Origin of the sequence: Microvirga sp. (assembly GCF_014699075.1) — a bacterium.
In the GTDB taxonomy this organism is placed as follows: domain Bacteria; phylum Pseudomonadota; class Alphaproteobacteria; order Rhizobiales; family Beijerinckiaceae; genus Microvirga.
This window is the reverse complement of sequence record NZ_JACXAB010000007.1, coordinates 172,353-197,555: the sequence shown is the minus strand read 5'-3', so window position 1 is coordinate 197,555 and position 25,203 is coordinate 172,353. Positions and strand designations below refer to the sequence as shown.

At 58.1% G+C, this 25,203-nt stretch carries 24 protein-coding genes and 1 tRNA gene; 9 read left to right on the top strand and 16 right to left on the bottom strand.

Translation table 11 applies throughout. The annotated features are described in order from the left end of the window. Window position 1: 1 nt before the first annotated feature. The 3 genes from IC232_RS13850 to IC232_RS13840 all read right to left on the bottom strand — a co-directional run bounded on the left by IC232_RS13850 (window position 2) and on the right by IC232_RS13840 (window position 1,762). On the bottom strand, window positions 2-307 hold the full coding sequence (locus tag IC232_RS13850) for a hypothetical protein (protein ID WP_190845561.1): 306 nt from the start codon (window positions 305-307) through the stop codon (window positions 2-4). A 111-nt stretch (window positions 308-418) separates the two neighbouring features. Further along, the gene (locus tag IC232_RS13845) at window positions 419-802 is read right to left on the bottom strand and encodes a hypothetical protein (RefSeq protein ID WP_190845560.1); all 384 of its coding nucleotides are present in this window, start codon (window positions 800-802) and stop codon (window positions 419-421) included. 93 nt (window positions 803-895) lie between these two features. Further along, complete coding sequence (locus tag IC232_RS13840) at window positions 896-1,762, bottom strand: HNH endonuclease (RefSeq protein ID WP_190845559.1); 867 nt, start codon at window positions 1,760-1,762, stop codon at window positions 896-898. A 352-nt stretch (window positions 1,763-2,114) separates the two neighbouring features. Here IC232_RS13840 and IC232_RS13835 point away from each other — a divergent pair, with 352 nt between their 5' ends. The 3 genes from IC232_RS13835 to IC232_RS13825 all read left to right on the top strand — a co-directional run bounded on the left by IC232_RS13835 (window position 2,115) and on the right by IC232_RS13825 (window position 3,046). Next, window positions 2,115-2,303, top strand: coding sequence for a type II toxin-antitoxin system HicA family toxin (locus IC232_RS13835; protein ID WP_190845558.1), 189 nt, complete (start codon window positions 2,115-2,117; stop codon window positions 2,301-2,303). Window positions 2,304-2,306: 3 nt separating this feature from the next. Beyond that, window positions 2,307-2,711, top strand: a complete 405-nt coding sequence (locus IC232_RS13830; protein WP_190845557.1) for a type II toxin-antitoxin system HicB family antitoxin — start codon at window positions 2,307-2,309, stop codon at window positions 2,709-2,711. Between the two features lie 65 nt (window positions 2,712-2,776). Continuing rightward, entirely contained in the window at window positions 2,777-3,046 is a 270-nt protein-coding gene (locus tag IC232_RS13825) for a hypothetical protein (protein WP_190845556.1), read from the top strand. 216 nt (window positions 3,047-3,262) lie between these two features. On the opposite strand, the gene IC232_RS13820 is transcribed toward IC232_RS13825, so the two are convergent. From IC232_RS13820 to IC232_RS33260, 7 genes are all read right to left on the bottom strand, one after another. Continuing rightward, complete coding sequence (locus tag IC232_RS13820; protein WP_190845555.1) at window positions 3,263-3,802, bottom strand: hypothetical protein; 540 nt, start codon at window positions 3,800-3,802, stop codon at window positions 3,263-3,265. 676 nt (window positions 3,803-4,478) lie between these two features. Continuing rightward, a complete protein-coding gene (locus IC232_RS13815) occupies window positions 4,479-5,954 on the bottom strand; it encodes a hypothetical protein (RefSeq protein WP_190845554.1) in 1,476 nt (491 codons plus the stop codon). Window positions 5,955-6,717: 763 nt separating this feature from the next. Then, entirely contained in the window at window positions 6,718-7,788 is a 1,071-nt protein-coding gene (locus IC232_RS13810; RefSeq protein ID WP_190845553.1) for a hypothetical protein, read from the bottom strand. A 270-nt stretch (window positions 7,789-8,058) separates the two neighbouring features. Then, complete coding sequence (locus tag IC232_RS13805) at window positions 8,059-9,939, bottom strand: hypothetical protein (RefSeq protein ID WP_190845552.1); 1,881 nt, start codon at window positions 9,937-9,939, stop codon at window positions 8,059-8,061. 14 nt (window positions 9,940-9,953) lie between these two features. Next, window positions 9,954-10,274, bottom strand: coding sequence for a hypothetical protein (locus IC232_RS13800; RefSeq protein ID WP_190845551.1), 321 nt, complete (start codon window positions 10,272-10,274; stop codon window positions 9,954-9,956). A 565-nt stretch (window positions 10,275-10,839) separates the two neighbouring features. Then, window positions 10,840-11,217, bottom strand: a complete 378-nt coding sequence (locus IC232_RS13795; protein ID WP_190845550.1) for a hypothetical protein — start codon at window positions 11,215-11,217, stop codon at window positions 10,840-10,842. A gap of 28 nt (window positions 11,218-11,245) precedes the next feature. Next, a complete protein-coding gene (locus IC232_RS33260) occupies window positions 11,246-11,905 on the bottom strand; it encodes a uracil-DNA glycosylase family protein (protein WP_190845549.1) in 660 nt (219 codons plus the stop codon). A gap of 449 nt (window positions 11,906-12,354) precedes the next feature. On the opposite strand from IC232_RS33260, the gene IC232_RS13785 reads away from it, so the two are divergent. Next, window positions 12,355-13,482, top strand: coding sequence for a DGQHR domain-containing protein (locus IC232_RS13785; protein ID WP_190845548.1), 1,128 nt, complete (start codon window positions 12,355-12,357; stop codon window positions 13,480-13,482). Between the two features lie 56 nt (window positions 13,483-13,538). Beyond that, window positions 13,539-13,817 (top strand): GIY-YIG nuclease family protein, encoded by a 279-nt coding sequence (locus IC232_RS13780; protein ID WP_190845547.1) that lies wholly within the window; start codon window positions 13,539-13,541, stop codon window positions 13,815-13,817. Here the strand turns inward: IC232_RS13780 and IC232_RS13775 are convergent. The 4 genes from IC232_RS13775 to IC232_RS32875 form a co-directional block, all read right to left on the bottom strand. Then, entirely contained in the window at window positions 13,810-16,704 is a 2,895-nt protein-coding gene (locus IC232_RS13775; RefSeq protein WP_312895163.1) for a type I restriction endonuclease subunit R, read from the bottom strand. The genes IC232_RS13780 and IC232_RS13775 overlap by 8 nt on opposite strands. Window positions 16,705-16,996: 292 nt before the next feature. Beyond that, a complete protein-coding gene (locus tag IC232_RS13770) occupies window positions 16,997-18,286 on the bottom strand; it encodes a restriction endonuclease subunit S (protein WP_190845545.1) in 1,290 nt (429 codons plus the stop codon). Further along, entirely contained in the window at window positions 18,283-20,472 is a 2,190-nt protein-coding gene (locus tag IC232_RS13765) for a class I SAM-dependent DNA methyltransferase (RefSeq protein WP_190845544.1), read from the bottom strand. The genes IC232_RS13770 and IC232_RS13765 overlap by 4 nt, the downstream gene beginning before the upstream one ends. A 479-nt stretch (window positions 20,473-20,951) precedes the next feature. Beyond that, window positions 20,952-21,086, bottom strand: a complete 135-nt coding sequence (locus tag IC232_RS32875; protein WP_281413387.1) for a hypothetical protein — start codon at window positions 21,084-21,086, stop codon at window positions 20,952-20,954. Window positions 21,087-21,264: 178 nt separating this feature from the next. Between IC232_RS32875 and IC232_RS13760 the strand changes: the two genes are divergently transcribed. Further along, on the top strand, window positions 21,265-22,503 hold the full coding sequence (locus tag IC232_RS13760; protein WP_190845543.1) for a reverse transcriptase/maturase family protein: 1,239 nt from the start codon (window positions 21,265-21,267) through the stop codon (window positions 22,501-22,503). Window positions 22,504-22,698: 195 nt separating this feature from the next. Here IC232_RS13760 and IC232_RS13755 read toward each other — a convergent pair. Continuing rightward, window positions 22,699-22,774 (bottom strand) — tRNA-Ala (locus IC232_RS13755). Between the two features lie 183 nt (window positions 22,775-22,957). Here IC232_RS13755 and IC232_RS13750 point away from each other — a divergent pair. The 3 genes from IC232_RS13750 to folD are packed head-to-tail and all read left to right on the top strand — an operon-like array spanning window position 22,958 to window position 24,477. Next, a complete protein-coding gene (locus IC232_RS13750; protein WP_036358112.1) occupies window positions 22,958-23,248 on the top strand; it encodes a YggT family protein in 291 nt (96 codons plus the stop codon). 9 nt (window positions 23,249-23,257) lie between these two features. After that, a complete protein-coding gene (locus IC232_RS13745; RefSeq protein WP_190845542.1) occupies window positions 23,258-23,578 on the top strand; it encodes a DUF167 family protein in 321 nt (106 codons plus the stop codon). Next, on the top strand, window positions 23,575-24,477 hold the full coding sequence (folD, locus tag IC232_RS13740; RefSeq protein WP_190845541.1) for a bifunctional methylenetetrahydrofolate dehydrogenase/methenyltetrahydrofolate cyclohydrolase FolD: 903 nt from the start codon (window positions 23,575-23,577) through the stop codon (window positions 24,475-24,477). The genes IC232_RS13745 and folD overlap by 4 nt, the downstream gene beginning before the upstream one ends. Here folD and IC232_RS13735 read toward each other — a convergent pair whose 3' ends face one another. Then, window positions 24,478-25,146, bottom strand: coding sequence for a hypothetical protein (locus tag IC232_RS13735; RefSeq protein WP_190845540.1), 669 nt, complete (start codon window positions 25,144-25,146; stop codon window positions 24,478-24,480). Between the last annotated feature and the right edge of the window lie 57 nt (window positions 25,147-25,203).

Sequence of the window (25,203 nt, the reverse complement as noted above, 5' to 3'; positions counted from 1 at the left end):
CTCAGCCCATCGCTTTCGACAATCTGTTTAGTTCGGCATCCGCAACCCGACCGAGATCTTCTACTCTCGGTACATCGTACTGAAACGCATGAGGGCCACACATCACGGTACAGATGAAGCCACCGCCTTCTTTTCTCGATGCTGATCCGATCGTCAGTTGGTCTGCCGTATCGTAGATCGCGACATCCCCCATGCCCTTGCTGATCCAGTCGAAGTCCCGGCCTTCCTCGACTTCGATGATCCAAAACCTCCTTCCTCTGAAAGCCACCTTGTGCCCATCCAACTTTGGCGAAGTGTACCGCGCCATGTCTCATCTCCGGTCAGTTAACGTTCTGCTGGTTGTCAGAGGTTTAGACGCCATAAGTCCGTTCGCCGACCCGGATCATTGCTCAACGCGACATCCACTCGGCATAGCCTCCTAATCATCCCAATGCCTGTACTTGGTGGCCAATTCGGCCCACTGCCTCATACTGTAGCTGCTCTTCTTCTTCTCCAACTCGCTGCGCTCCCTTGCCTTGTTGAAAGCCGCTTCTGTCGCGTCAGAGTTGGCTTTCATCATCAGCATGAGCATTCGCTCAAAGTCTTCCTTAGGATCAGCCCACAACACCAACAGGGTCTCGCCCCCGCCTGCTGACTTAATTGAGAAGCGCATCTTGAGTCCCATTTGCCCGACACCCACAGGTGTGCCAGCAAAGCCTGGGCTCTTTGCACAACTCAACTGCACTGCCTCGGACGTTTCCGCTGGACCGGTTAAGACCCGTGAAACATAGCCCGTTTGCACACCGCCGCGCCATGCTTCCATTGTGTCCTCCTATCGGGTGGTCGTTTCAGGGGTTTGATCATCACCGCTTGGTAAAAAAACCCAAGCAATACGGCACCTAATCCTGCCTTCCGATTAAGGCGGGTCAGCCTGCGTCGGGGGAGCGGCGCTGGACAGTAATGTTTCGAGAATCGCGACGTATCGTTCAGCAAGAACGGCGACATCCTTATAGGCCATCTCAAGAATATCTTTGACCTGGGCATTGCCCGCAAGCGGAGTGTATTGCCTGCTTTCCATATACTCTTCTATCAGGCGGATCTTGTCGGCGTCGGAGCCTAGGAACTCCTTGAAGTCCTTGTCCCCTTTTCGGCTGTTATTGCATATTCCGCAGCTTGGAATGAGATTGCCGATCCGGTGCTCCCCTAACTTGCTTTTGTTGATCGGAAAGCCGTGATCCATCTGTAGGCTTCCTTGTATACCGCAATAGGCGCACCTGTTGGAAAAGTACTGCTTTGTATTTTCCCAATCAGCCTCGTTGAACGTCTCTTCACCGAGGTTGCTTAAGATATGCCGGATGACAGCATTCTGTGCATCAGCAATGCGATAAGCTCTGTAACGAGTGTTCATGCGTTGACGTGATGGGATGCCGCGGCGGGTGGGAGCAGGGCTGGGTGGGTCGTATGTCGTGGCGATATTTTTGCTGACTAGGTACTGCTGGAAGGGCACCAAGTGACGTTCTACGACCCATTGACTGCACACTCTCACGATTTTGCCGTTGACGGTGAAAACTGGGTCTTGCCAGTATCTGGTGTTCTCGTCCCGTAAAACGGGGCTGCCAACCTCTGCAAAGAAGGGCAACCTGCCGAGGCCAAAGATCTTGCTCGAATATGCTGGATCCATCAGATTTTCGAGTTCCGTAGGATTGGCTTCGCAGTAGTCCTTGATGGCATTGAGGTGCCGTTTGACGATTTTCCCGATTGGCACGTCGATGCCATGTGGCATTGCCATCTCCGCCCTGATTGATGCTTTAAGAACTAGGGGCGTCGTCGAGACGAGCGATACCACCAAAGGTCAGCCTGCTTGGGATGGCGCTCGCTGGGGCCGCCGTCATTGCCAAACGATGGAGGGATGTGACCGGCTAGGCCATGATCCGTCCCATCACTCGTCCGATCATCCCTCGTTACATTGCATCAACAGGAATACGCTCCGTGGGAACGGTGGCAGGAGCTGCCCGGTGACGCTCGTCAAAACAGCAGGGAGTAAGGAGTACGGATCCAGAAAGGCACCGCTAGGTAAACTGTTGTCCATCAAGGCGAGTTGACTTAGTCGAGTTCAATGCGCATTTATACACACTATGGACAGTCGAGATGTCATAGCGTCGCTTGAAGCGGACGGATGGGGAGAGGTGGTGCGCAGGGGCAGCCACGCTCAGTTCAAACACCCCACCAAGCCAGGTCGGGTGACGGTGCCCACGCCGCGGCGTGACATTCCCCTCGGAACACTCCGCAGCATCGAAAAGCAGGCGGGACTAAAGCTAAGGTGAACCATGCGCAACCAATATGTTGCACTCATTCGTGCCGACGAAAACAGCCACTACGGGGTGTCGTTCCCGGATCTGCCTGGATGCGTCACGGCTGGAACGACGCTGGAGGAGGCGCGGGCCATGGCTGAAGAGGCATTGGCCCTGCACTTGGAAGGATTGGTGGAGGATGAGGAACCCGTTCCCGAACCCTCATCCCTGGAGGCGGTCATGGCTGACCCGGACAACCGCGACGGCGTTGCCATTCTGGTGGTGGCACCACAGCACTCAAGTAAAGCCGTGCGGGTGAACATCACGCTTCCCAACGATGTTCTCGATCAGATCGACCGTTACGCCGAGAGTCATGGCTATAGCCGCTCCGGGTTCCTGGCCCACGCCGCGAAACGGTTCATGGAAAAGGAAATGGCTTAACAGGACTGCGGGAGGGGACCCGCGGACAGTGCATCCCGATGGGACACTCAGAACAGGGGACGTTTATGGCCAAGGAGTACATCTACAACGGCTTCGAGATTGATGAGGAGCCGCCTGAGAGCTTTGCCCGTCGTATTCAGGATGAGGTGAAGCATATTGGCGGGTGCGTGACTGACTCGTGGCGACACGGTGATCCGACGCTTGGTGTCGCTAAGGTAACCGTTGCATTTCAGAATCGGCACAACCTCGAAAGCTGGATTCGGATCTATTACACGCAAGGTGGCTTAGACCCCGATGACATCGAGGAAGAAGTCGCAAAGATCCAAGAGGCTTGAGCGGCAGGGTTTGCCTTGAGGCGGTGTGATAGACCCGCACTCACCGAGCTTAGAAGGCACGAGCCGCAGTCATTCGTTCCTTCCATTCGGCAGAACCGATCAGGCGCTCTGTTCTGCCACGTGGCTGCTGACCTAGTCGGGACCAGCAAGGCTCCAGTGGAGAAGATGGGGAGCCTTGCTGGTCCGCATGAGAGTTCAGCCGCATAAGATCGCACATCAAGGGTGCCGCTCGATCAGCAAGATTTCATTGCTGTCCAGACAGTAGCGAGTGGTGGTGAGTCGAACTGTGCAGCGGGAGCGGTGGATCCGGCTTTGTCCCGACGAGTCCAAGAGCCAGAGGGTTCTCGGCGTAACACGGTACACCACACACCAGTGGTCAGTCGCCCCGTTGACGCCGATGATGGCCACACAGGTGTGACCCACCCGCCGATTCAACGCATCCCACAGGCAGGACAGGCTTCGCTGGTTGCGTTTCAGTCGCAGAGACTGGACGTGGAACGTGAGGTTTCGGCCCTGGATGTGCCCCCGACCTGCCGCACCAACAAGCCGTTTCAACTGGCCAAAGTACATCCCATGAAGAACGGGTTGGTAAAGGTGGTCACAGTCCTTCTCCAGCGCCTTGATCAACTTCGCAAATAACCTCTGACACTGCTCATCCTGGAGATGGAGAACACACCGAAGCGCGTTCACGATCGCATAGACACCGCACAGCCCATCGAAATCGCCCTGCCGGTAAGCGCGCCTGCGCTTCGGCATCAAGGATCCATCGGGGCAGGCTTGGGTGGTGAACGCGGCGGCGGCACGCCAGCAGCAACAGAGACCCAGCTTAAGCTCTCGAGGCAGTTCCCTCCGATATGACGATACGGAGGAGGGGCGGCTGAGCGCCCCGTCTCGGGAAGGGTCAGGGGTGAGCAGTCGGAACTGAACAGGAGAGTGGCAGAACGCATGAGCGTGGCTCCTCAAATGCTAAGGGAGCCTGACGGCTCCCGGTCTGCGGTCGGCGGAATGCTGACCAATGATCATGTTGTACGCAAAGCTTCGCTATACGAATTGCCAGGCTGAACGGCTAAGCTAAACAGCCCCGCTTGATTTGGCGTCAGCCCGGCAAGGTCATGTTACATGAAATGTTGTATCTTGTCAACAAGTCAGCCAAGCTTGGCCTTGTGCGCCCCAGCCGACGTCGCAATTCAGCCAAGGCTTTGCGCCAGCCATCACACCCAAGCGGCGCTCGACACTGTGTAGCGAGCGTTTCAAGGCCAATAACGCGATACGGGCTGGATAGGCTCCGATCCGCCAACCAGATCAGCCGCACGACCAAGCCAACCTAGCAAAGCCCAACCCAATCCCGGGGCAAACAGAAGGCTCCTGGTTTTTGCTGCGGGCCTGAGAACCGCAAGGGGCCAGCACGCTGTGCAACGGACAGGCTTGCTGATCAGCCGCCCGTGAGGTGCCTGACGAGGTCAGCGACCCCGGCTGCGTCGCGAACATGGAACAGGTTATCTCTCACAGAGTCGTCCTCGTCCGGGCCGATGAGGAAGCAGATGCCATCCGTGGCGTTCGAGCGGTGGAAGAGAACGCGGGCCGATGTCCCGGATTCCGCCGGATGGTACGTCGCGCTCTGGCGGTCGTACGTATCGTGCTCGAACGCCCATCCGGCTTGCTGAAGCATCTGGTGCGCGACACGGAAGAGGGCGATCAGCCCAAGGCGCGAGAACAGAGCTTCGATCTGCCGCCAGCGCCCCTCAACATCGTTCGGCCAATGTTTGTCGCAGAATGAATCCTCAATGGCGATCGCCTTCGCGACAATCACGGGCACGTGCTCGATCACGATGAGGCTATCATCGGCGAGGTCAATCCAGCGCAGGTTCCCCAGCCATCTCTCTTCCAACTTGCGACCCTCGTCGTAGTCGAAGGCGCTCGGCGCGAGCGTCCCGTCGGACTCCACGTAAGGCTGGTCCCCCATTCCCTCGGCGACGTAGCCGAACGGGTCATGAAACGCGAAGACGATGTGCTCCTGCGCGGCAAGCGGATCGGCAGAAGGCATGGTCCTGTCCAGCAGGTGCACGATACTGAGGGCGGTCGTCGCCATGTACTTGCCGATGGGGTCGAAGTCGCCCCAGTCCCAGCGAACTTGATCGCAGAGCACGGGAATGACGATGACGCGGCTCTCGCCGACCATTGCGACGGCGAACGTTCCACATCCGGGTTCCGTGCGCACGAAGGACCTCTTCCTGTCCAGCCCCTCGATACGGCGGCAGGTCCGCGCCAGCGCCTGCTTCATCCCTGTCGAGAGTTCCCGCCGAATCCTGTCGGTCAGCGAACCAGGCCCACCCCTTCGCCTGACCTTCACCTCTACGGGCTTCAGATCAGCGTCGAGCACGGTCAGCTTCCCCGAACCGCTCTCCCGGTCCATCTCAAGCCAAGCGCAGGGGAAGTACTTGCGCGAGAAGTCAAACGCCCCGGAAAGAAACTCGGTGTTATCCTCCCCGCCCGTGACAGCGATAACGGTCCCGTCCGGCCTGGCGAAGGCCCCGATGTCGAGGGCGTCGGTCCCAGCGGCCTCGGCCTCCTCTCCAACGGGAGCGGCGTCCATGACGGGCATCCTCTCGGAGATGGTGCAGGGATGCTTGTTCCAGTCAGGCCAGAGCGTGTCGAAGAAGACCCGCCCGCCGTTGGATGCCTTGAAGAAGTAGCAGCGTTCCCGGCACTCGGGGCAGCGGGCGTTGGGATAAATAATGCCGGGTTCGTCGATGTGGGTCGCTGAGAAGGCGGAGGCCGGGCCGGGCACCCTGCGAGGGCGCGGTGACGGCGACACCCACTCGTCGCGCACGACGTCGTGTGCGCGCACCGGAAACGTCGTGCCGGTCGCGTTGGTCCTGTAGTGAGCCGATCGCCGGAAGCGAGCCATGGATCCCCTTGGAGGAGGCTCGGCATCCTGGGGCAATGAAGGTATTCCTGTCAAATGAGGAAACCTCTCGCTGCTCGGGCATCCCCGATCCTATAGAGCTTCTTCGGTGGCGTTGCTCCATGGATCCAGCGGCGCATTGGAGTAGGTCGGAGCGAGTGCATGGTGACGCGAACTGCCCGGTTAAAGGATTTCAAGACCGACGGATATCCAGGCTCTGGCCTACAGGTGCAGGTTCTGGCCGAAGATCATGTTGGGACCTACATCCTTCCATTCCCATGTCAGCACGTAGACGGCGAGTGGTGGAATGGAGTAACGGGGGAGGCCGTCCAGGCCCGCATCCTTGGGTGGCGTGAGTTGCAGGCAAGACGCCAGGACCGCACCAGCCCTGCTCAGCAGCAGACCAAACCCTGAATAGCCCACGCCGATCTACCCCAACTGTCGTAATTGCGCCTTGTGTGCAGGGCTGCTGAATTCTTGCGTCGAAGGCTATATATGCTCGCGGCTGAACATCGTTTAGGGAGGTGGAGCAAGCCTTGGTCGAAGATTTCTTCCCGGTGATAAGTCTAATCCTTTCAACCTTGGCGATAATGGTAGCTGGCGCAGCGATGCTGAGGGTCCGTCGGCCCTCGCGCTCCGACTCGGGTATGGTGCTGCCTGCACGAACGGTACTAAAGCATTGGCCGATTTGTCGGACCCGCCTGGTTCCCACCGCGGCCCAGCGGGGAGGGGCGCAACGTCGTGAATCCGCGTTTTGCCCGATGCTCTAGTCATCTGCGTTGTTCCCGCCTGCCGCGAATTCGACAGCTTCAAGGGCCACGCCGAGCAGCGAGAAATTTCCATCCTCGATGTATCTCTCGGCAGCCTTTATGGCTGCAATGGCCCATTCAAGACGTTCCTCGTCGGTTTGAGGGACCTTTAGGGCGGTTGTCAGTTCTGCCGCCACTTCGAGGTATTTAAGCTGGAAGCGTACGAAACGAAGTGTTTCAGTGAGGCTTGCTCCTAGGCCGGTGACTTCTTCTCTGAAAGATCGAACCATGCTGTGCGCAAGCATCGCGTCTTCAATGTGCCTGAGCGCGACATCAAACCTCCGGCGTGCCGCACAATCGGAGGTGGATAGGATTGTTCGGTCCACGACCTGGCTTACGAAAAACGCACGGGTCAGGTCATACAGTGCTCTCCGAAGGCGAGTCTTTCGGAGAGCGATTGATCCCATGCGCAGTTTGATTGCCGTCACTGTCAATCTGAGTGAATCGTCAGATGAAATCCAGTCTCTGGCACAGGTAACAGGGTCGGCAAGTGCCGCCCTAGCCTGAAGGAGGTCGCTCTCGCCAAGGTCATAGTTGATGCCGAGCAGCGACTGCTTCTGAACACCCTTGTCATGTTCCTGCTTGCTGTGAGCAGCCCGATTGTCGACCTCCCACTGGCGGGTCACCTCACCGGCTGCAATTTCGATAAACCCCGTAAACTCCGACATGGTGCCCCAATAGCTGTCACTTACTTCGAGCCACCTACCTTTGCCAAAGCTGAGGGTGCCTGAGACCCAGTCCGCGAAAATCGGACGCCGGTCAGAGCCGAGGAGACCCTGAAGTTCTCGTTGTTGTTCTCGGGTGAGCGACCCGACCAAGGTTTGATCCAAGGTCCCATTAAGCCGGACCAGAAACAACTGACGATCTACGATTTCCCAGTCTGCAGTATATCCGCGCCAGTTGGCAGAGGTCGTTGGAGCAAAGCAGGGTTTGCTCGATATCCTGTCAAGGATCCCTTTCAGCGGCGTTTCGGTCAAGGGATGCCATTCGACATCAATCCTGATGCGGTCACACAACTGCTCCGTCATCGGGTGTCCTCTGAGACTCAGTGGTGCCAAGGCTTCCTTAGAATAACGTTCTAAATGCCTCAATGAGGGGCAGGTTCCCCGGGCCAGCGGTGGCTGGCCCGCCTTGATGCTCAACCCCCGACAGGCATGTAGGTGGGAGTATTGGCCCCCACTGCCGCACCAGAGGACTGGCTTTGCCTTCTCTCCAAGCCTAAGGACACGGAGCGGGAGCGTACCCTTGGGGATGAAAGCAGCCCTGGCGCGGATCTGTTCGTCAGATTCCGCCCTCAACTATTTCATCAGTCGCTCAATTCCCTTCCGATAGCTTTGCTCTTCACGGTCCACGACTGCTCTCATGGCTTCCGCTTTGGCGCGGACATCCGTTAACAGGAGTTCATCTAAGCGCTGCCCGGCAGGGGCATGGGCGAGGTTGCGCAATATCGCACCCGCCAGCGTGTTGATGGGCGCGGGCGAAAATGCTGATGGGCGATCATCAAAGAGCGGCTTGAAGACCGCCTCTGCCACACCCTCTGACGGACGGCCCAGGGGCAGGAAGGCGAGTTCGAGCGCGGCATTGCTCGGGAGGAGATGAAGCACCTTGGCGAAGTCGAACTTGGCGTTCAAGCGCAAGTCGAACTCATCCCCCCAAACTAAGTACCCGTCACCCACAGGGCTTTCGATGTAGCTGACCTGACTGTCGTCAATGGTGCCAAGCCTGAGACTCCGACCCGCTGATCGGCGCGGGAGATGGGTGAGAACCATGGTGTGCTCCAGGCGGGACTCATCGGGGGAGACCGTCAATGCAAGGCGCGGTCGTCCTGTCGCGCGTTCCCGGTAAATGGAGAGCATGACGGCATGGGCAACCCAGACGACGGGGCGGACCTCGTCGCTGCTGAGGGAGTGCCAAAGCGCCCACCAATCATCGGATGAACCCGATGACGCATCGTCAATGAGGCGGGCTGCCTGCGGCCCATGCTGAGTCACAAGGGCTTTGCGAATTCTCTCAACCTCCACGTCGTGCAGTTCGGGAGGCGTTTCGGGGAGGTGCAGTTCGGCCTGAAGGCGCTGTCGAAGCCGCAAGTCGCAGGCGCGGCGGGCGTCTTCGTGATCCATGTGCTCGTCCATATCGAGCCAGTCGTAGTCGGGCAGGGCCTCGATGTTTTCCCGATACTCCGCCACTGCGCTTTCATAGATGGTCAGGCCGTCAGGCCCGAACCTCACCAATAGGCTTGCAACAAGGGCATCATCGTGATGCACGAGGTGGAGGCTTGGTTCCACCCGATAGGGAATGGGATCTTCCATCTCAATGGGCGTGAGCATAAAACCCAGCAGCACTTTGGGCGCGAGGAAGTGCGTGTTGCCATGCCTGTCGCCGTCCTCACCGCTTGGCCCCACAACATCGCTGTCGGGGGTGTCGAAGGTGTCCGGCTCCCGCAGGCGAAGGTCGTGCCATGCGGTGTTGTTCTGAAGGAAGAAGCCGCCGCCAGCGTCGGCGTAATCTCCCTCGGTGACGGTTGCCGTCAGCCGCAGGCTACAGGCCGCATCGAAGTATTGGTCAAGGTCCACCGCCGCCTCAATGGTGGTGAGCACATCGCCCATGCGCTCGATGAACTCCCGGCGACCCGTTTCCGAGCGCCGCAGGGCCGCACGTGCCCGCGTGTCGAAGGTGGTGCCTTCGACCAGGTTCAGGACAGCTTGCCGCCGGGCGTCGACGTGGGGGAGATGGGCTGATGGTTTCAGATCAGCCCATTGCCTTGCGAGTTGAACAAAGTCGGCCCCGCCCGCGTGGTACTCCCCAGGCAGGTCCGCTGGAGGCAGTGCCTCGCTTGAAAGCCTGAGGTAGCGCTTGCGCTTCTTGAGAGCGTTGACGGCCCCCTCCGCCCCGAACGTTGCCTCGAACAGGCTGTTGATATGGGCGAGGATCTGACTTTCCCCTGCAGCCTCCACCATCCGACCGAGATTGCGGGCCAAGCGCGGGCGATCGACCACCGGCACCCGTGGGCGGGAGCGCAGGTCGTCGGCAATCCGGTCGGCCTCATCGAGACGTGCTCGGGTCAGCTGCAGGCTATCCCGCCGGTTTGCCGCAAATTCTGCGGCGTTAGTTCCGTCTGTCCCCTGAACATCGGGGTTCGGAAAACGGCGGCGGGCATCAATGATGTTGTCGCGGGCCATCAGGGTTCTCCCAGTCAGCGGCGGTTGCTACGGCGGCGGCAGCGTGAGTCTAACTTGCGCCGGGGGGCGGTTGGGTCGCAGCGGAGTACGGTAATGACCTGATCGGCAGCGCCGACCACAAGCGCTATGCTTCGGGCGTGATCGACCACACGGAATGGTACGTCGTCGGTGAGGAGTTCCCCTGCCTTTTGGTGCGACAGGCGTACGATCCGACGGCCACAGGCGGCTGGATACTCGATGTCCCCGTGGGCAAGCACAAGCGCAATGCACTCTTCCGATGCACCCCGCTGAGCAGCGCGGGTCTCGGCATGGTCACTGATCAAAATTCGCGTCATCGGCGTCGTCCTCTGTTGATGTGACCACCCTGAACGATCCCGACGACAAAAGCTCCGGCTAATTTGGTTCGATTTTTGGGGGAATAATAGGCGCATTTTGGGGGCAGTTATGGGGGGAGCCATGGAGACACGCGGCGCACGGCATTGGGTCCGATCCACCTGCCTACATCTACGGTTTCCGAGACTGTCCGTGCTGAAGTATCCTTAAGGCTGTTTCGCTTTCAAACGGGCTAAGAACAGAACTCTATAGATTTAAACAAGGATGCGATCCACCTGAATCTGATCATACACAAACGAGACGAGTAAATATCAGGCCATGGCAGGTCTAGATTTTTGGTACGCCCGGACCTTGGGCACATGATGACGATATAAGCTTATGTCACCAGGGATATAGACTTAGCGGATTCCAGATAAACGAATCGACTGCTGACATGTATTTATACGAGAGAGCCACTTGCGCTTGACCCTCGTTCTGATGAGGAGCGGCGCACCCCGCGCCGGTCTCGAGGCACGGCACCGCAAGTGCGCCGGACGCACCTGGCTGAGGGCTGTCTCCTGAACGGCATCAAGGCCCTGTTGCCTCGGCCCGAAACTGACCAGTCTGTTCATCAAGGCTCGTCAGGATCCACGTTCGCTGATCCGGTGTCGCGTACAGGACGCTGCGCGGATAGCGGGTTGGGTCTTGCGCCACAAGCCGGACGACCTTGAAGAGGCCGTTGCAGTTGTCGCGAACGAATTTCAGGTTGGCGATGCGCTCGCGGTTGCCTAGGGTGTCGCGCCACCGTGGAAGATCGACATGTGCAAACACATCATAGACCCCGTTGATGATCAGGTCTTCCCACATCGTCACCACCACCGTCTTTCGGTCCCGGCTCAACGCTGACCAACTCTGTCGGCTAGCAGGGGAGGCGTGGAAGTGGGCAAACGCGGCGCTGACGGACATGAAATCTCCTGGGTTCCCGTTTCCGACTCTATCTGCGGTCGATCCACGCTTGAAACGCGCGCGCGGCAGCCTGCCAGGTTGCCACGGGTTGCGTGTTCGGGCGGGCGCTTGGATGTTGGGCACTCGCGTCTATGCGGACCCCAATGTGCTGCAAGCGACGTTCGGCCTTGCGCCCAAGTGCTATCACGAAAGCGTTCGAGAGAAGTTGCAGCTGTGGATGGAGGTAGGTGTGGGTGCACGCAACTTCGACGGCCTTGGGTAGGGCCACACCCGACTTTGGTGCGGAGCACAGAACCGCATTCGTGATCCACGTTCGTTCCAGCTGTTCTGCAAGGGTTAAATGCGGCCAACAGAGCGTTAGAATATGCCGGAGGTTGCGGTGGTACGGGGTCGTGCGCCCGCCTCGGCGAAGGGTGTCGCCTGCAAGTGCGCTCTCGAACAGACGCAGGTGATCGTGAGCGATCTGCTGAGGCCCTCCGTGATAGGTCTCCCCATCGGCGGGATCGCCCGGTTCCGCGCTGACCAGAACGAGGTGGACCGCTTGGAGCGTTCCGGTCGCACCAGCAAATCCCCGTGGAATGAAACCAGACTCAGGACGCCATTGCACGGTCCCCCTGCAGCCGTCGCTCAAATGCGGACAGGGTGAAAGCGCAGGCAAGAGGGTCGAGAGCAACGCCGGGTTCGTCATCCGACTGTCTCCATTGGTGCTGCAATGGCGAGGGAAGCAACAATAACGCGGGTATCAGGCGACCGCGAGATAAGTTTTGTGCAGTTTTGCTCAGAAAAGTTGGGGCGATTAGCGAGACATATCAATTAGTTAGGTGCTTCAAGGTTTCGGCGATGTGCTGGTTGTCCCGAAAATCGCCAATAACATCAATCGTTTACAAGGACTGCACGGTCGATGCTGTATCGCAGTCGCGGCAAGCATCGGGACTTTAATGTCCTGCGCTCCGTTGGCGGGCGGCTGAAGAGCAAGCCGACCGCCGCCGCTCCTCATTTGAATTAAGCCATGAGAGCCTGCTCGCCCATCCTTCAAGTTCGCGACGTGGATCTAGACAGTGTTGTGCAGAAGTTTGTACCTTGGGGAACAAGGAAACGCGTCTGCCTCAAAGGCGGTTCGCTCTAAGGGGGCGTTCAATGGCAAAAATTACGATTCCCGCAGCCCGTGTGCGGCAAGGCGCACTGATGTTGTTTACAACATCCATGAAAGTCGGGGATTTGGTCGCTGACAAGTTCTACAGCGTCGAAACCTTAGATCCCTCCAATGGCGAGGATAAGGGCTACCAGCGCCTTCTCAACACAGCGCGCGCCAAGAAGCTGGCAGAGTACATCGTGAAGGGACAGGACAGTCAGGACGCCTTCCTGCCGACGTCGGTGTTTCTCGCCACGTCAAAGTCTATCCCGTTCGATGAAAGCACTAATTCGATCCACATCGACACGGCCGACGTTGGCCCCTTCAGTGTCGTTGACGGACAGCATCGCCTTGAGGGTCTCAAGATGGCCGCGCACAAGGATCCGCGTGTGCTCGACTTTGAAGTGCCTGTGAACATTGCGGTGAACCTGCCGCAGATTCATCAGATGTGCCACTTCCTCATCGTCAACACGACGCAGAAGAGCGTCGATAAATCGGTCGAGCAACGAATTACCTCGCGGCTGACGGAGGCGTTGGATGTTGAGGATATGCCCAGCCTTCCGAAGTGGATTTTGAACACTGTTCAAAAGGGAGAGGTCGATAAGGCCGTCAAATACATTGACTACCTCAACGAGACCGAGGGGTCGCCCTGGAAGGGCAAGATCCTGATGGCGAACAGCGATACCGAAGGGGCGACGATCAATCAGAGATCCTTTGTGAAGCTTGTCGTCCGGTATATCTTGACAGCGAACAACCCGATCATCGCCTTTAGCGATTTCGACAAAGAGAAGAAGATCTTCTTGAACTATTGGAAGGCAATAGCGACCATTCTCGACGACGGGGATGCTTCTGCGCTTTATAAATATATTGGCGTGGAGCTGTTTTGCCGGTTTTCGATCCCATTTTTTATGAAGCTTCAGGAGCGTGGAAACTTTACCGTACAGGCGATGCATGATCTCCTCGAAGCATCGTTCGAGAATGTCGAGGGTGAGTACGCCGGGTTAGGTCACCCTGACTGGTGGGTCAAAGGCGGCAAGGCCGGTCACCTCAACTCCGGCGCAATCGGGATCGCCGTTCAGGAAATGTCAAAGGCGCTGCACAAGTCGTCGATGAGCACCGCCATCCAAATATGAAAGTGTCCGCGTTCGATCCCCGGCCCACCCGGAAGGAGTCGTTTCGGAGGCACCGCTTGAAGTTCGTCCCGGACGGATCAGGGTGCTATGCCCTCACGACGTTCGACGAGACGGTGCTGTACATCGGGCTGGCAACAAACCTGCGCCGTCGGATGAACGATCACTTGGACGATCCGCGGAAAACCAGTCCCAGTCCCAAGGGAAGGGCCATCCTGTTTTTCTGGATAGAGACGGCGGAGACGAACAAAGTCGAGCGCACGTGGATGAATATTCATATGCAACATGAGGGCCGCCTGCCGGAGCTGAACCGCGCCTACTCGCCGACCCCTACTTAGCGCCTGTAGGCGCACTGCCTCCTCGTGCTCGTTCCTGGTCCCGCACGCGGTCGAAAATCTCCCGCGCCAAGTGGCCGTGCGCCGCGGCCCTGAAGTCCTTGTCGGTCATCACCCTGGAGAAGATCTCCTCGTTGCCTTCCATGCGGTCGATGAACAACTCGTCGAGCATCCGTTCGAGATAGGAGGAAAAATTGGCGAGGTTGTTGGCCCGCGCGGCCTCAACAATCTGTTCGTCCTCCACGGCGCTCGCCCGGATCTGATCGAAAAACAGCTGATCGGCTTCAGTGAAGTCCGTACCGAAGCGCTCGTTGAGTTTGTCGATCAGGCTGGACAGGTTCACCTCATCGTCGGGCGTACGGGCGGTGCCCACATCCGTCGGACCCTTGAGTGGGTCGGCCTCACCCGCCGACAGGTCAATGGACCCTTCCGTCATCTGCTGCAGGCGGAAGTACCGGAGCGCCACCTCGTCGTCGAGTGCAAAGGCTTTGCCCTCGCCCGGGGGGGGCAGCTTTGCGATCAGGTTGCGCACAAAGGCGTACAGCTTTTCCAGTTCGCTGTCCTGGTAGGGAATGATCTGCGACAGGAAGGCATACAGATTACGATAAGCAGTGAGTTGGCCCCGGAACTCGTCCTGTTCGAGTTCCTCCTTCTCTAGGAATCGCGCCACGACGGCATCGAGCGCCGCATTCATCAGCCGGTGGTCGGTTGCCGAGTGGTCGCGCTTGGGCCGATACCAAACCTCGGCGAAGGCATTCACGTCAGCGGGCGCGAAAATGGCCCATTGCAGCAGCTTGTGCTGCAACTCGGAGAGGCGGTGTGGATCCGCGTTCTCGCCAACGGGGGTCGCCTCGTAATAAGGCTTGAACGCCTTGTAGATATCATCCTCGTCGTTGACGAAATCGAGCACAAAGGTTCGCGTCTTGCCTGGAGCCATGCGGTTGAGGCGGGACAGGGTTTGTACCGCCTGCACCCCCGCCAGCCGCTTGACCACATACATGGTCTGCAACAGCGGCTGATCGAAGCCGGTTTGGTACTTTTCGGCGACGAGGAGCACCCGGTAGTCGTCACGCTCAAACGCCTCGGGCAGTTCGCTTTCGGCCAGCCCGTCGTTCATCGACACCTCGGTGAAGGACGAGTCGGGATCCTCCGGGTCCTCCACCGTGCCCGAGAAGGCCACCAGCGAGCGAATGCCCGAGTAGCCGTGCTGTTTGATGTAGCGGTCAAAGGCCAACTTGTACTTGACCGCCGCCAGCCGCGAGCCGGTGACGACCATCGCCTTGGCGCGACCACCCAACTCATGCATGACGTAGAGGCGGAAGTGTTCAACGATGACCGACACCACCTGCTCGATGTTGACGGGGTGCAGTTCGAGATAGCGTGTCAGTGCCTTCGCGGCCTGCTTGCGCGGCACCTCGGGGTCATTCTCGACCTGCTTCACCAGGCCATAGAAACGCTTGTAGGTCGTGTAGTTCTGAAGGACGTCCATGATGAAGCCCTCGTCGATGGCCTGTCGCATGGTGTACTCGTGAAACGGCGATGTGCCGGACGGCCCCGGCTCGTCAAACAGGATCTTGGTCTTGAACTTAGGCGTGGCCGTGAAGGCGAAAAAGCTGAGGTTGGGCTGACGCGCACGCTTCAGGGCATCACGCAACAGTGCGGCCTTGGCGTCGTCTGACAGATCGCTGTCCTCTTCCTCCGACAGTTGCGCCGCAATTGCTGCCTCAATCCCATCCTTGTTCAACATTCCCCTCAGGGCGGTTGCCGTCTCGCCGCTCTGCGAGGAATGCGCCTCGTCCACGATCACCGCAAAGCGCTTGCCCGCGGTGTCGATCTTCACCCCTGTGCCCTTGTTCTCTAACGTGGACAGCGCTTGCGAGATGAAGGGGAATTTTTGGATCGTGGTGATGACGATGGGCGTGCCCTGTGACAGGGCGCGCACCAGTTGCTGGGTATCCTCGTCGATCTTTTCGACCACGCCCGTCTTGTGCTCGAACTGGTAGATGGTGTTTTGCAGTTGCTGATCGAGCACCCGCCGGTCGGTGACGACGACCACCGAGTGAAAGACTTTCACGTCATCGGCATCGTGGAGGCTTGCCAAGCGGTGGGCCAGCCAGGCGATGGAGTTGGACTTGCCGGATCCCGCCGAGTGCTGAATCAGGTAGTTTCGTCCCGCTCCGTGCACTCTCGCGTGGGCGACGAGGTTGCGCACGCTATCAAGCTGGTGGTAGCGCGGGAAGACCATGGTCTCCTTGCGGATGGTGCGCACACCCTTGTCGGTTTTGACCTGCCGCTCCTTGACTTCGAGGTGCATGAAGCGCTGCAGGATGTCCAACAGGCTGTCGGCCTGAAGCACCTCGTCCCACAGGTAATGCGTCTTCCAATTCCCTTCGACCGGCGGGTTGCCCGCACCGTGGTTATGGCCTCGGTTGAAGGGGAGGAACACCGTTTCCTTGCCTTTCAGCCGTGTGGTCATCCACACCTCGTCGGGGTCAACGGCGAAGTGCACGAGCGCGCGCTTTCTGAAGGCGAACAGCACGTCGCGCTCATCGCGCTCGTCTATGTACTGCCGAATCGCGTCGCTGGCGCGCTGGCCCGTCAGCGGGTTTTTGAGTTCCGCCGTAGCCACAGGCAGCCCATTCACGGCCAAGGTCACGTCGATGATGCAGCGGCGGTTTTTGCCGTCCGCCTTCTTCATCACAGAGGTGAAGGCCACCTGCCGGGTAATAGTGAGCCGATTTTTCGTGTAAGCCTCAGCGGCTTCAGGGTTTAGACCGGAGTTCGGGCGGAAATAGGCGAGGCGAAAGGTTTTGCCGTAGCACTTGAAGCCGTGTCGCAGGACGTGGAGGGTTCCCTTTAGGTCGAGTTCTTTGGCAAGGCTGTCGAGCACCGTTGCCTCAGTCTTAGCCCCAAGCAGCGCTTCCAACTGGCTCCACTTTGTGACCTGACTGGATTTAAGGAAACACGTCACATCGTCAGGGAAGAGCGCATATGCCTCACTATACGCTTTAGGTTGACGCTTTTCATAACCACCTGTGCTGATCAATCCAGTCTCGATCGCCGTCTCGAAAGCGCGTTCAGTGTGGCCAGACATTGATTAGAGCTCCTGCACTGAGCCACTGTGCAAACGTGCTAAAGTTTGGCCGTTCATCTCAACACCATGAATATACTTGCATATGTCATCACTGTAGCCCTGCAATGTCTCCTGTGACTGCCGAAGTTATCAGGGCAGCACGATATTCCTCAAGGCGTTCAATCGAAAGACTGATTTTTTCTCTCAATTCCTCGTTCTGCCTCAAGGAAGTGCTCAGCGCAGCCACAATTTGGTTCTGCTCTTCTAAAGGTGGAAAGGCAAAGCGATAGTGCCGAAGCTGTTCAGCTGTTAGATGATCAATCGTTGTTTGATTACCTCCCGCAATGAATACATCGTTCTTTGTAGCCATTTCCATCACGAAGTATAAAAATTCAGCGGTATCGAGCTGGGGATTGAGGGGTCTCAATCTATGTAACGCCTTCTGATAGTAGCACTCCTCAAGCTCCCCTCTCCAAATCGCTGATCTTCCAACGTAGCTTCCGCCTTCGTTCACAAGCAGGTCCCCAGGCCGAAGACGGTAGCGTTCCTGTGCGGATGGCGGGTAGTCCATCAGGGGTAGATCATCAACATTGATTCTGCCCCATTGAACGTCGTACACGCGGAGATAGGGTTTCAAATGGTCGCCATAGGCCCGTTCCGCATTGAGCATTCGGCCCAACTGCACCTCGTATCTGTAACCTAGAGCTGATACGACCCAATGTGCCGGAATGTCTCCGAGCCAAGTGACGCCGGAAGCCTTCAAGGGCGTCGCAACGTTTAAACCCTTCGTAACAGCGCAGGTAATGATAGTCTGACGCCTTTCGGCAAGCCGTTCGAGAAGGGCGCGCTTCTTCTCAATTAGTCTGTTTATGGTCGTGGTCTTCTCATTCAGAAACTGTGCAATCGTGCGCTGCGCCTCAAGAGATGGAATGGACACGCGTGTATTCAATAAACTCGGAAGATCGAGGTTCTGAATGCCGGTACTTTGCTTGATGTGGGGGAAGGTTCCCCGCGCGTAATAAATTGCAAGCATTAAGTAATTGAGGAAGGCAGGTTCTACTCCTCTCGATGGTCTGCAACGGGCAAGAAAATTCGAGCAGACGCTTGGTGTTGTCCCATCAAACAAGATGGTTCGGCCAACAAGCTGCTTCTCACCACCGCCAGACTTCTCAAGAACCAGATCTCCGGGACGAAGTTCTATTTTTTTGAACGTATCTCGGTCTATAGCACGCAACGTGCGATCGCCGTTATTCAGTCTGCCAAGTTGTCCATCGAAATCGGCTGCGCGGATGCAAACAACATCATGATCACCGTCCGGTTCAGTACCCCACGCCCCATTCTTGCAACTTTCAAAGGCCCACTTCAGTCTTTGTGCCTGTTTTTCAGGTGGAAAGATCATAGAACTAACCCCTTCAACAATCCTGCAATTTGTCCCTCTAATGCAGTGATGTCCGTCTCAATCGTATTCAGCGGGCGCAGTGACTTGTAGACGTAGAAGTGTCTGTTGATTGGAACCTCGTAGCCTACTTTGGTCTTTTCATAGTCCACCCAAGCATCAGGCACATGTGGCAGCACTTCGCGGGCAATATAGTCATCAATCACCTTGCGAAATGTCCTAACAAGATTATCGTTAGGCTTGTCTGGCCCGAACTGCATGGGCAAGGGCAGGGTAGTGCCGTTAGGTAGCGGAATGTTCTCGGCGTCACGCAGTTCGCTGTCCGGTTCTGGCCTGCCCTGTCCATCACAGCAGATTTCAGCGGCGGGGTCCCGCTCACCGAGAGCTGCAAAGATCGCCTTCTTCAACGGAGCGGCGATTTTCACACCTGCACGTTTAGCCGCTTGTATAAGGTCAGCCTCGAATGCCGCGCGGTCCATGTACCGCCCGTTGCTTTCAAGTGTAGCGAGTGTCGCTCGAACGATCTCTTGAAGCGTACGGCCCTCTTCGATCTCGCGTGCCGCTTCTGCATCATCCTTTCGCTTCTTGGATATGGCGAGATTGCTAAATGCAGTTTCATCGTCCAACCTGGCAATGCGCTCCGCCGTCGCTTCAAAATTCATTCGGAGCGGGCGCTCGACTGTCACTTTAAGGAAGCCGAACTCCCGGTTCTCGAAGATGCGCGACACGACGCGCTCCTCAGTCCCACCGTCGATACGCACCACTGCCGTCTCTCCGTCGCGGAAGTTGCCGTAGATGCGGGTGAGGTGGCGAATTTGATCTTCAGTGATTTGATTTCGCTTGTTGTTGAGGCTCTTAGTCATCCGTTGGAAGAAGCGGGTGCCATCAATCAATTGCACTTTGCCGCGTCGCTCGGGTGACTTGCGGTTGGTAACAAGCCACACATAGGTGAAAATGCCAGTATTATAAAAAAGCTGGTCGGGCAGAGCTACGATTGCATCAAGCCAGTCGTTCTCAATAACCCAGCGGCGGATGTTTGACGGCCCGGATCCTGCGTCGCCCGAGAATAATGAGGAGCCATTGAAGACTATAGCGATTTTGGATCCAACCGCATCATCGTCCCCCTCCTTGTAAGAGTGCATCTTCGCTATCATGTGCTGAAGAAATAGTAGGGACCCATCGTTGATCGCGGGTAGCCCGGCACCAAAACGTCCCGAGAAACCGAGCACATTGTGCTCCTTCTCAATGGCCGTTTTCTGGTCTTTCCACTCCACACCAAAAGGTGGGTTAGCGAGCAGGTAGTGAAAGCGCCTTCCCTCAAACCCGTCGCCTGTTTTGCCGTCGCCTAGTGTATCGCCAAGAACGATGCTGCTGGTATCTTCGTCCTTGATGAGCATGTCCGAGCAGCAGATGGCCCAAGATTCGTCGTTATACTCCTGTCCGAAAAGGGCAAGGTTAGCCTGACTGTTCTGGTCGAGGATGAACTTTTCAGACTCCGACAGCATCCCGCCTGTGCCGCACGTCGGATCATAAATTGTACGGTAAATGCCCGGCGTGTAGACGTCCTGCTCGCCAGTGTAGATCAGGTTAGCCATCAGCCGAATAACTTCGCGCGGGGTAAAGTGGTCGCCAGCCTCCTCATTGGCCTGCTCGTTGAAGCGCATCACGAGATGCTCGAACAGATAACCCATCTGGAGGTTGTCGATGCGGTTGGGGTGCAAATCGACATCAGCCATCGCCTTAACGATAGTGAAAAGCCGGTTGCTAGCATCCAGCTTTTCGATCTGGTCGTTGAACTTGAAGCGCTCGAAGATGCTGCGAGCAGTAGGGGAAAAGCCGTTGATGTAGGAAACGAGGTTGGCGGCTATATTCTCTGAGTCACCGAGCAGTCGCTGGAAGGTAAAAGGGCTGGTATTGTAGAGTGGGTGCTTCCGCTCTGGGTCGGCGGCACGACCTAGCAGCCGGTCCATCGCGCTTGCTGGCATATTTTGGGCGACAAGTTTTTCGTACTGCTTCAGTACAGCATCCTTGGTCGGCTCCAGAACGCAATCAAGCCTGCGCAGAACAACCAAGGGCAGCATGACCAGCCGGTACTGCGGGGGGCGGTAGGGGCCACGAAGCCGGTTGGCAATCTCCCAAATGCGATCTTTAAGGTAATCGTGCACCTGGACGCTGGTATGGACGTTCATAGATATCCTTCGGAATTTTGCTTCCCGCATGGTCAGCACGGACAAAGGCCCGGCTGCTTAATCGGCGTGGCGACTGATAGAACCGTCAGGTTCGACGGTGCTCTGCGCATCTGTCAAGCTGTAGACGATTTTCGGCGTTGAGACGCCGATTCTGCTGCCGACTGTCGAGGTTTTCCACATGACCTCTCCCCCTGTGGGCTGGCTGCTCGACCAAGGCGGGTGGTTCTAGGGCGTGCCACGCTCCGGGGGGCAAACTGCCCGAAGGTGATGGCCTTGGCAGGATCGCACATGCCTCGGATCTTATTCAGAAAGATGATGTTTCCCGGTGCGGACCAAGCGGCTACAACGGTTTCAGCAAACACGGCTTTTATGCTTGGTCTGGGTAAACTTATGCAGGATCAGGCCAGCGTAGGATGTCATTCACCCCACCCATCGGAAAATATTCGTAAGACTCCTCTTGTAACCGCTACGCTTGGTACTTACCTTAGCTTGGCCGTCAGGATTGGCTGATTGGTGCGACTGTTGAGACCGTCAAGTTCGTTGACGATCCAGGTGACGACGACCTCGATAAGGATCGCCGCCACAAGGTGAAGCGTGGACGTGACACCGGGCATAGCTCGGACCTCCTCGGTTACAATATACCGCATAGCGTTTGGTAGGCCCGCGCTGGTGAGAGCTTGATGTGACACGTCAGGAACGACCTAGTGGATTATGGTGTGCGTTCGAGGGGCGTTCAGGCTTCCTGAGGTCCCGGGCTAGGACTAGCCCCTCGAACTCTGCTACGAGGTGCCTGTGAAGCCCAATTGGTTCAAGCCGCGACGGTATAAGCACTTTGACGTGCCTGTTGGGGCCAATTTCGCGGAGAAGGTCGCTAGGACAGGCTTCGCTGCCCAACATTCGTTCTCTCCCCATATCTCATACATCAAAACGGAAAAGCGCTACCGGCCAACCGATCCGAAGAAGCCGCACCTGGGACGCCAGATTAAGATCAAGAACCGTGAGATTATGTATGCGTCCCATCGTGACGCCTGTATTCTCGGGTACTACTCGGATCAACTTGGCCAACGGCTGGAGGAAACCTACAAGGGTACAAACCTCCACGATTGTGTGATTGCGTATCGCCGTCTTGGCAAGGCCAACTATCACTTCGCGGCGGACGCACTCGGGTATGCAAGGGCAAATGTGCCATGTTCGGTGCTTGCATTTGACGTGTCAGGCTTCTTTGACAGCCTAGACCATGCCATCCTCAAACGGCGGCTAAAAAGCGTTCTAGGTGTCTCTGAACTATCGCCCGATTGGTATGCCGTGTTCCGTCAAGTTACTCAGTTTCGCAAGGTCGCTTTGAACGATCTCAGGGCACATCCTGTGTTTGGGGTGAGGATCAGTGATAAGACGCCCCGACCAATCGCTACAGTCGCGGAGCTTAAAGCTGCGGGCGTGACCATTCAGCCCAACCCGCATAAGTATGGCATCCCGCAAGGCACGCCAATCAGCAGCGCTTTTGCCAACCTCTACATGATTGAGGTTGATCGTACGATTGCGGCGGCTTGTAACAAGGTTGGGGCGTTCTATCGCCGGTACTCCGATGACATCCTCATCATCTGCAAACCAGAAGATAAGCTCCGGCTGGAATCTGTGGTTCTCGATGCTGTGGATAGCGAGAGACTGACGATCAACATTGATAAGACGGAACGCACCTTGTTTGAGGTTGCGGGTGATAGGAGCGCCCAATACCTAGGCTTCTCGCTCCACCCGAGCGGTGCAGCCCTTCGACAGAGTTCTCTTTCTCGGCAGTGGCGTAAGCTTAGACAGGCTGCCAAACGGATTAAGAAGGTAGGTGCCGAGGCTATCGCCACTGGTCGGGCAACGAAGATTTATACGCGGAAGCTACGGAAGCGGTTCTCGCCCTTACCCTTGCGCAACTTCTCATCATATGCTCGACGATCTGCTGAGGAACTGGACTCTAAAGTCATCCGGCGACAGGCAAGACGGCTTGAGCGGGAACTAGAGAGAATAATCAGTGGCTTCTAGGCTGCTGACCCAAAAACGGCCTGATAAGAGCTTAATAACTGTGCCATCCTCTCAAGCTTAAAGCCCGACAGTTCCTAATAATCAAAGCCTTAGGTGGTGAATCGGCCAGGATGCATTCCCATCGCAGGTTGTTGCTATCCCGTAGCTTCTATTGGGCGCACTCGTGTGCCAAAAGAGCTAAGTTATTGATAAAATTGGTGGAGCTGAGGGGAATCGAACCCCTGACCTCTGCAGTGCGATTGCAGCGCTCTCCCATCTGAGCTACAGCCCCGGTCGATTGCATCGAGCCAAGTGGCGCAAGTTTTAAGGCTCCCGGCTTTGGTCTGTCAATCGGCCGGAGGAGGGGCTCTCCGACCTTCCGGGATGGGAAGTGGCCGGCTTGTGAAGCGGTTATGGGTTGTTCAGCCCCGCTTCAATCGTTACATGAGCAACGCCGATCCCTGACAGGTTTCCCATGCGCGCGCTCCTCAATGTCATTCTTCTGGCTCTGCAGCTCTACACCTATCTCATCATCGCCTCCGCGATCCTGAGCTGGCTGGTGGCCTTCAACGTGGTCAACACCCGCAACGATTTCGTCCGCTCGATCTGGAACTTCCTCGATGCGGTGACCCAGCCGGTGCTCCGGCCGATCCGGAACATCCTGCCCAATCTGGGCGGCGTCGACATCTCGCCCATCATCCTGATCCTGCTGATCATTTTCATCCAGAACCTGATCATCGACTACCTGATGCCGATCGCCTTCTAAGGCGGCGACGTGAGGCCCTGGCGCATCCGTCCCGGCGGTCTCGAGGTTCGGGTGCGCGTGACACCCAAGGGTGGGCGGGACGCCATCGACGGGATCGAGACCCTGGCCGACGGCCGTCCGGTGCTGAAGGTCCGGGTCAGGGCGGTGCCGGAGGACGGGGCGGCGAACGAGGGCGTCCGGCGGCTCCTCGCCAAGACCTTGAAGCGTCCGGCCTCGGCGGTGAGCTTGGAGGCCGGCGCCACCGCCCGGCTGAAGACCTTTGTGATTTCGGGCGAGGGAGAGGCACTGGCCGAAGCCCTCGCCGCCGTGACAGGACGGGAGAGCCCATGAGCGCCACGATCATCGACGGAAAAGCCTATGCGGAAGGTTTGCGCTCCCGCATTGCCGGGGCCGTGAAGGCTCTGGCCGGGCAGGGCGTCACGCCGGGCCTTGCGGTGGTGATCGTGGGCGAGGATCCGGCAAGCCAGCTCTACGTGAAGAACAAGGCGCGCCAGACCGTCGAGGTCGGCATGCGTTCCTTCGAGCATGTGCTGCCGGCCTCTACCCCCGAGGCGGAGCTGCTCGATCTCGTTGCCCGGCTCAATGCCGACCCGGCCGTGGACGGCATTCTGGTGCAGCTGCCGTTGCCTGGGCAGATCGACGCCCAGAAGGTCATCGAGGCCATCGATCCGACGAAGGACGTGGACGGCTTCCACCCGTTCAATGCCGGCCGCCTCATGACCGGGGTGCCGGGCCTCGTCTCCTGCACGCCGCTCGGGTGCCTGCTGCTGGCCCAGTCGGTGCGCCGCGATCTCGCCGGGCTCAACGCCGTAGTGGTCGGGCGCTCCAACATCGTCGGCAAGCCCATGGCGCAATTGCTGATCGCCCAGAGCTGCACGGTCACGGTGGCGCACTCGAAGACCCGCGACCTGCCGGATGTGTGCCGCAGTGCGGACATTCTCGTCGCCGCAGTTGGTCGGCCTGAGATGGTGCGCGGCGACTGGATCAAGCCCGGCGCCATCGTGATCGACGTGGGCATCAACCGGGTGCCGAACCCCGCCGCCGGCGAGGGCAAAACCCGTGTGGTGGGCGACGTGGCCTACGCGGAAGCGGCCGAAGTCGCCTCCGCCATCACGCCGGTGCCGGGTGGCGTCGGCCCCATGACCATCGCCTGCCTGCTGCGCAATACGCTGGAGGCCGCGTGCCTGAGGCGCGGGCTCGGCATGCCGGCGGTGGACTTCGCCGCCTGATCAGTTCGCCGCGAAGCAGTAGAACAGGCCCGCGCCGCCCGTGCCGCGCAAGGCATCCTGGCTGCAGCCGCCCCGCGTCGCATGCGATGAATTCCAGGATTTGGCCGGCGGCGACTCGTCGAGACCCTGGCGGTCGTGATGACCCGTCATGGCAGCACCCTCGGTCCCGCTCTTCGTCCAGTTGCCGCAGGTCATGTCCTGATTGCCCGCAAAGGCGGTGCCGTCGGGCTGCGATCCGGTGAGGATGTCGTGCTGGTTCGGTTGGTCGCCGCGGCCCTTCACCGGCTCGCCCTTCTCGGTGAGCGCCGTCTGCTTGGTGATGTTGTTATTGGCGCTGTGCAGGTCCGCCACGTCCTTGGCGATGACCGTGCCCTTGGCGTTCTGCCATGGCCCGCGGCCGATGCGGTCCTTCGCGTTGACGCCGTTCGCGCCCTGGGTGGAGAGATAGGCGCGCCACATCTTGCCGCGAATGCCGGCGGCTTCGGCAAGCGTTTCGCAATGCCGGTCCGCGCCGTCCAAGCCTCCGAGATCCGCACCCTTGCCTGATCCCACGCTGGTGACGAAGAAGGTAGTGTCGCCTGAGGCCGTCTGAGCCTGGGCGATGCCGGGGGAGGCCAGGGTCAGAAGGCCGATGAGGGCCGCAAGCGATATGCCGTCCGTTCCACGCATTGTTTCCTCCCAAAGAGTTGCAGCCCCCGATCAGGATGACAGTTCTGATGCAGGTGT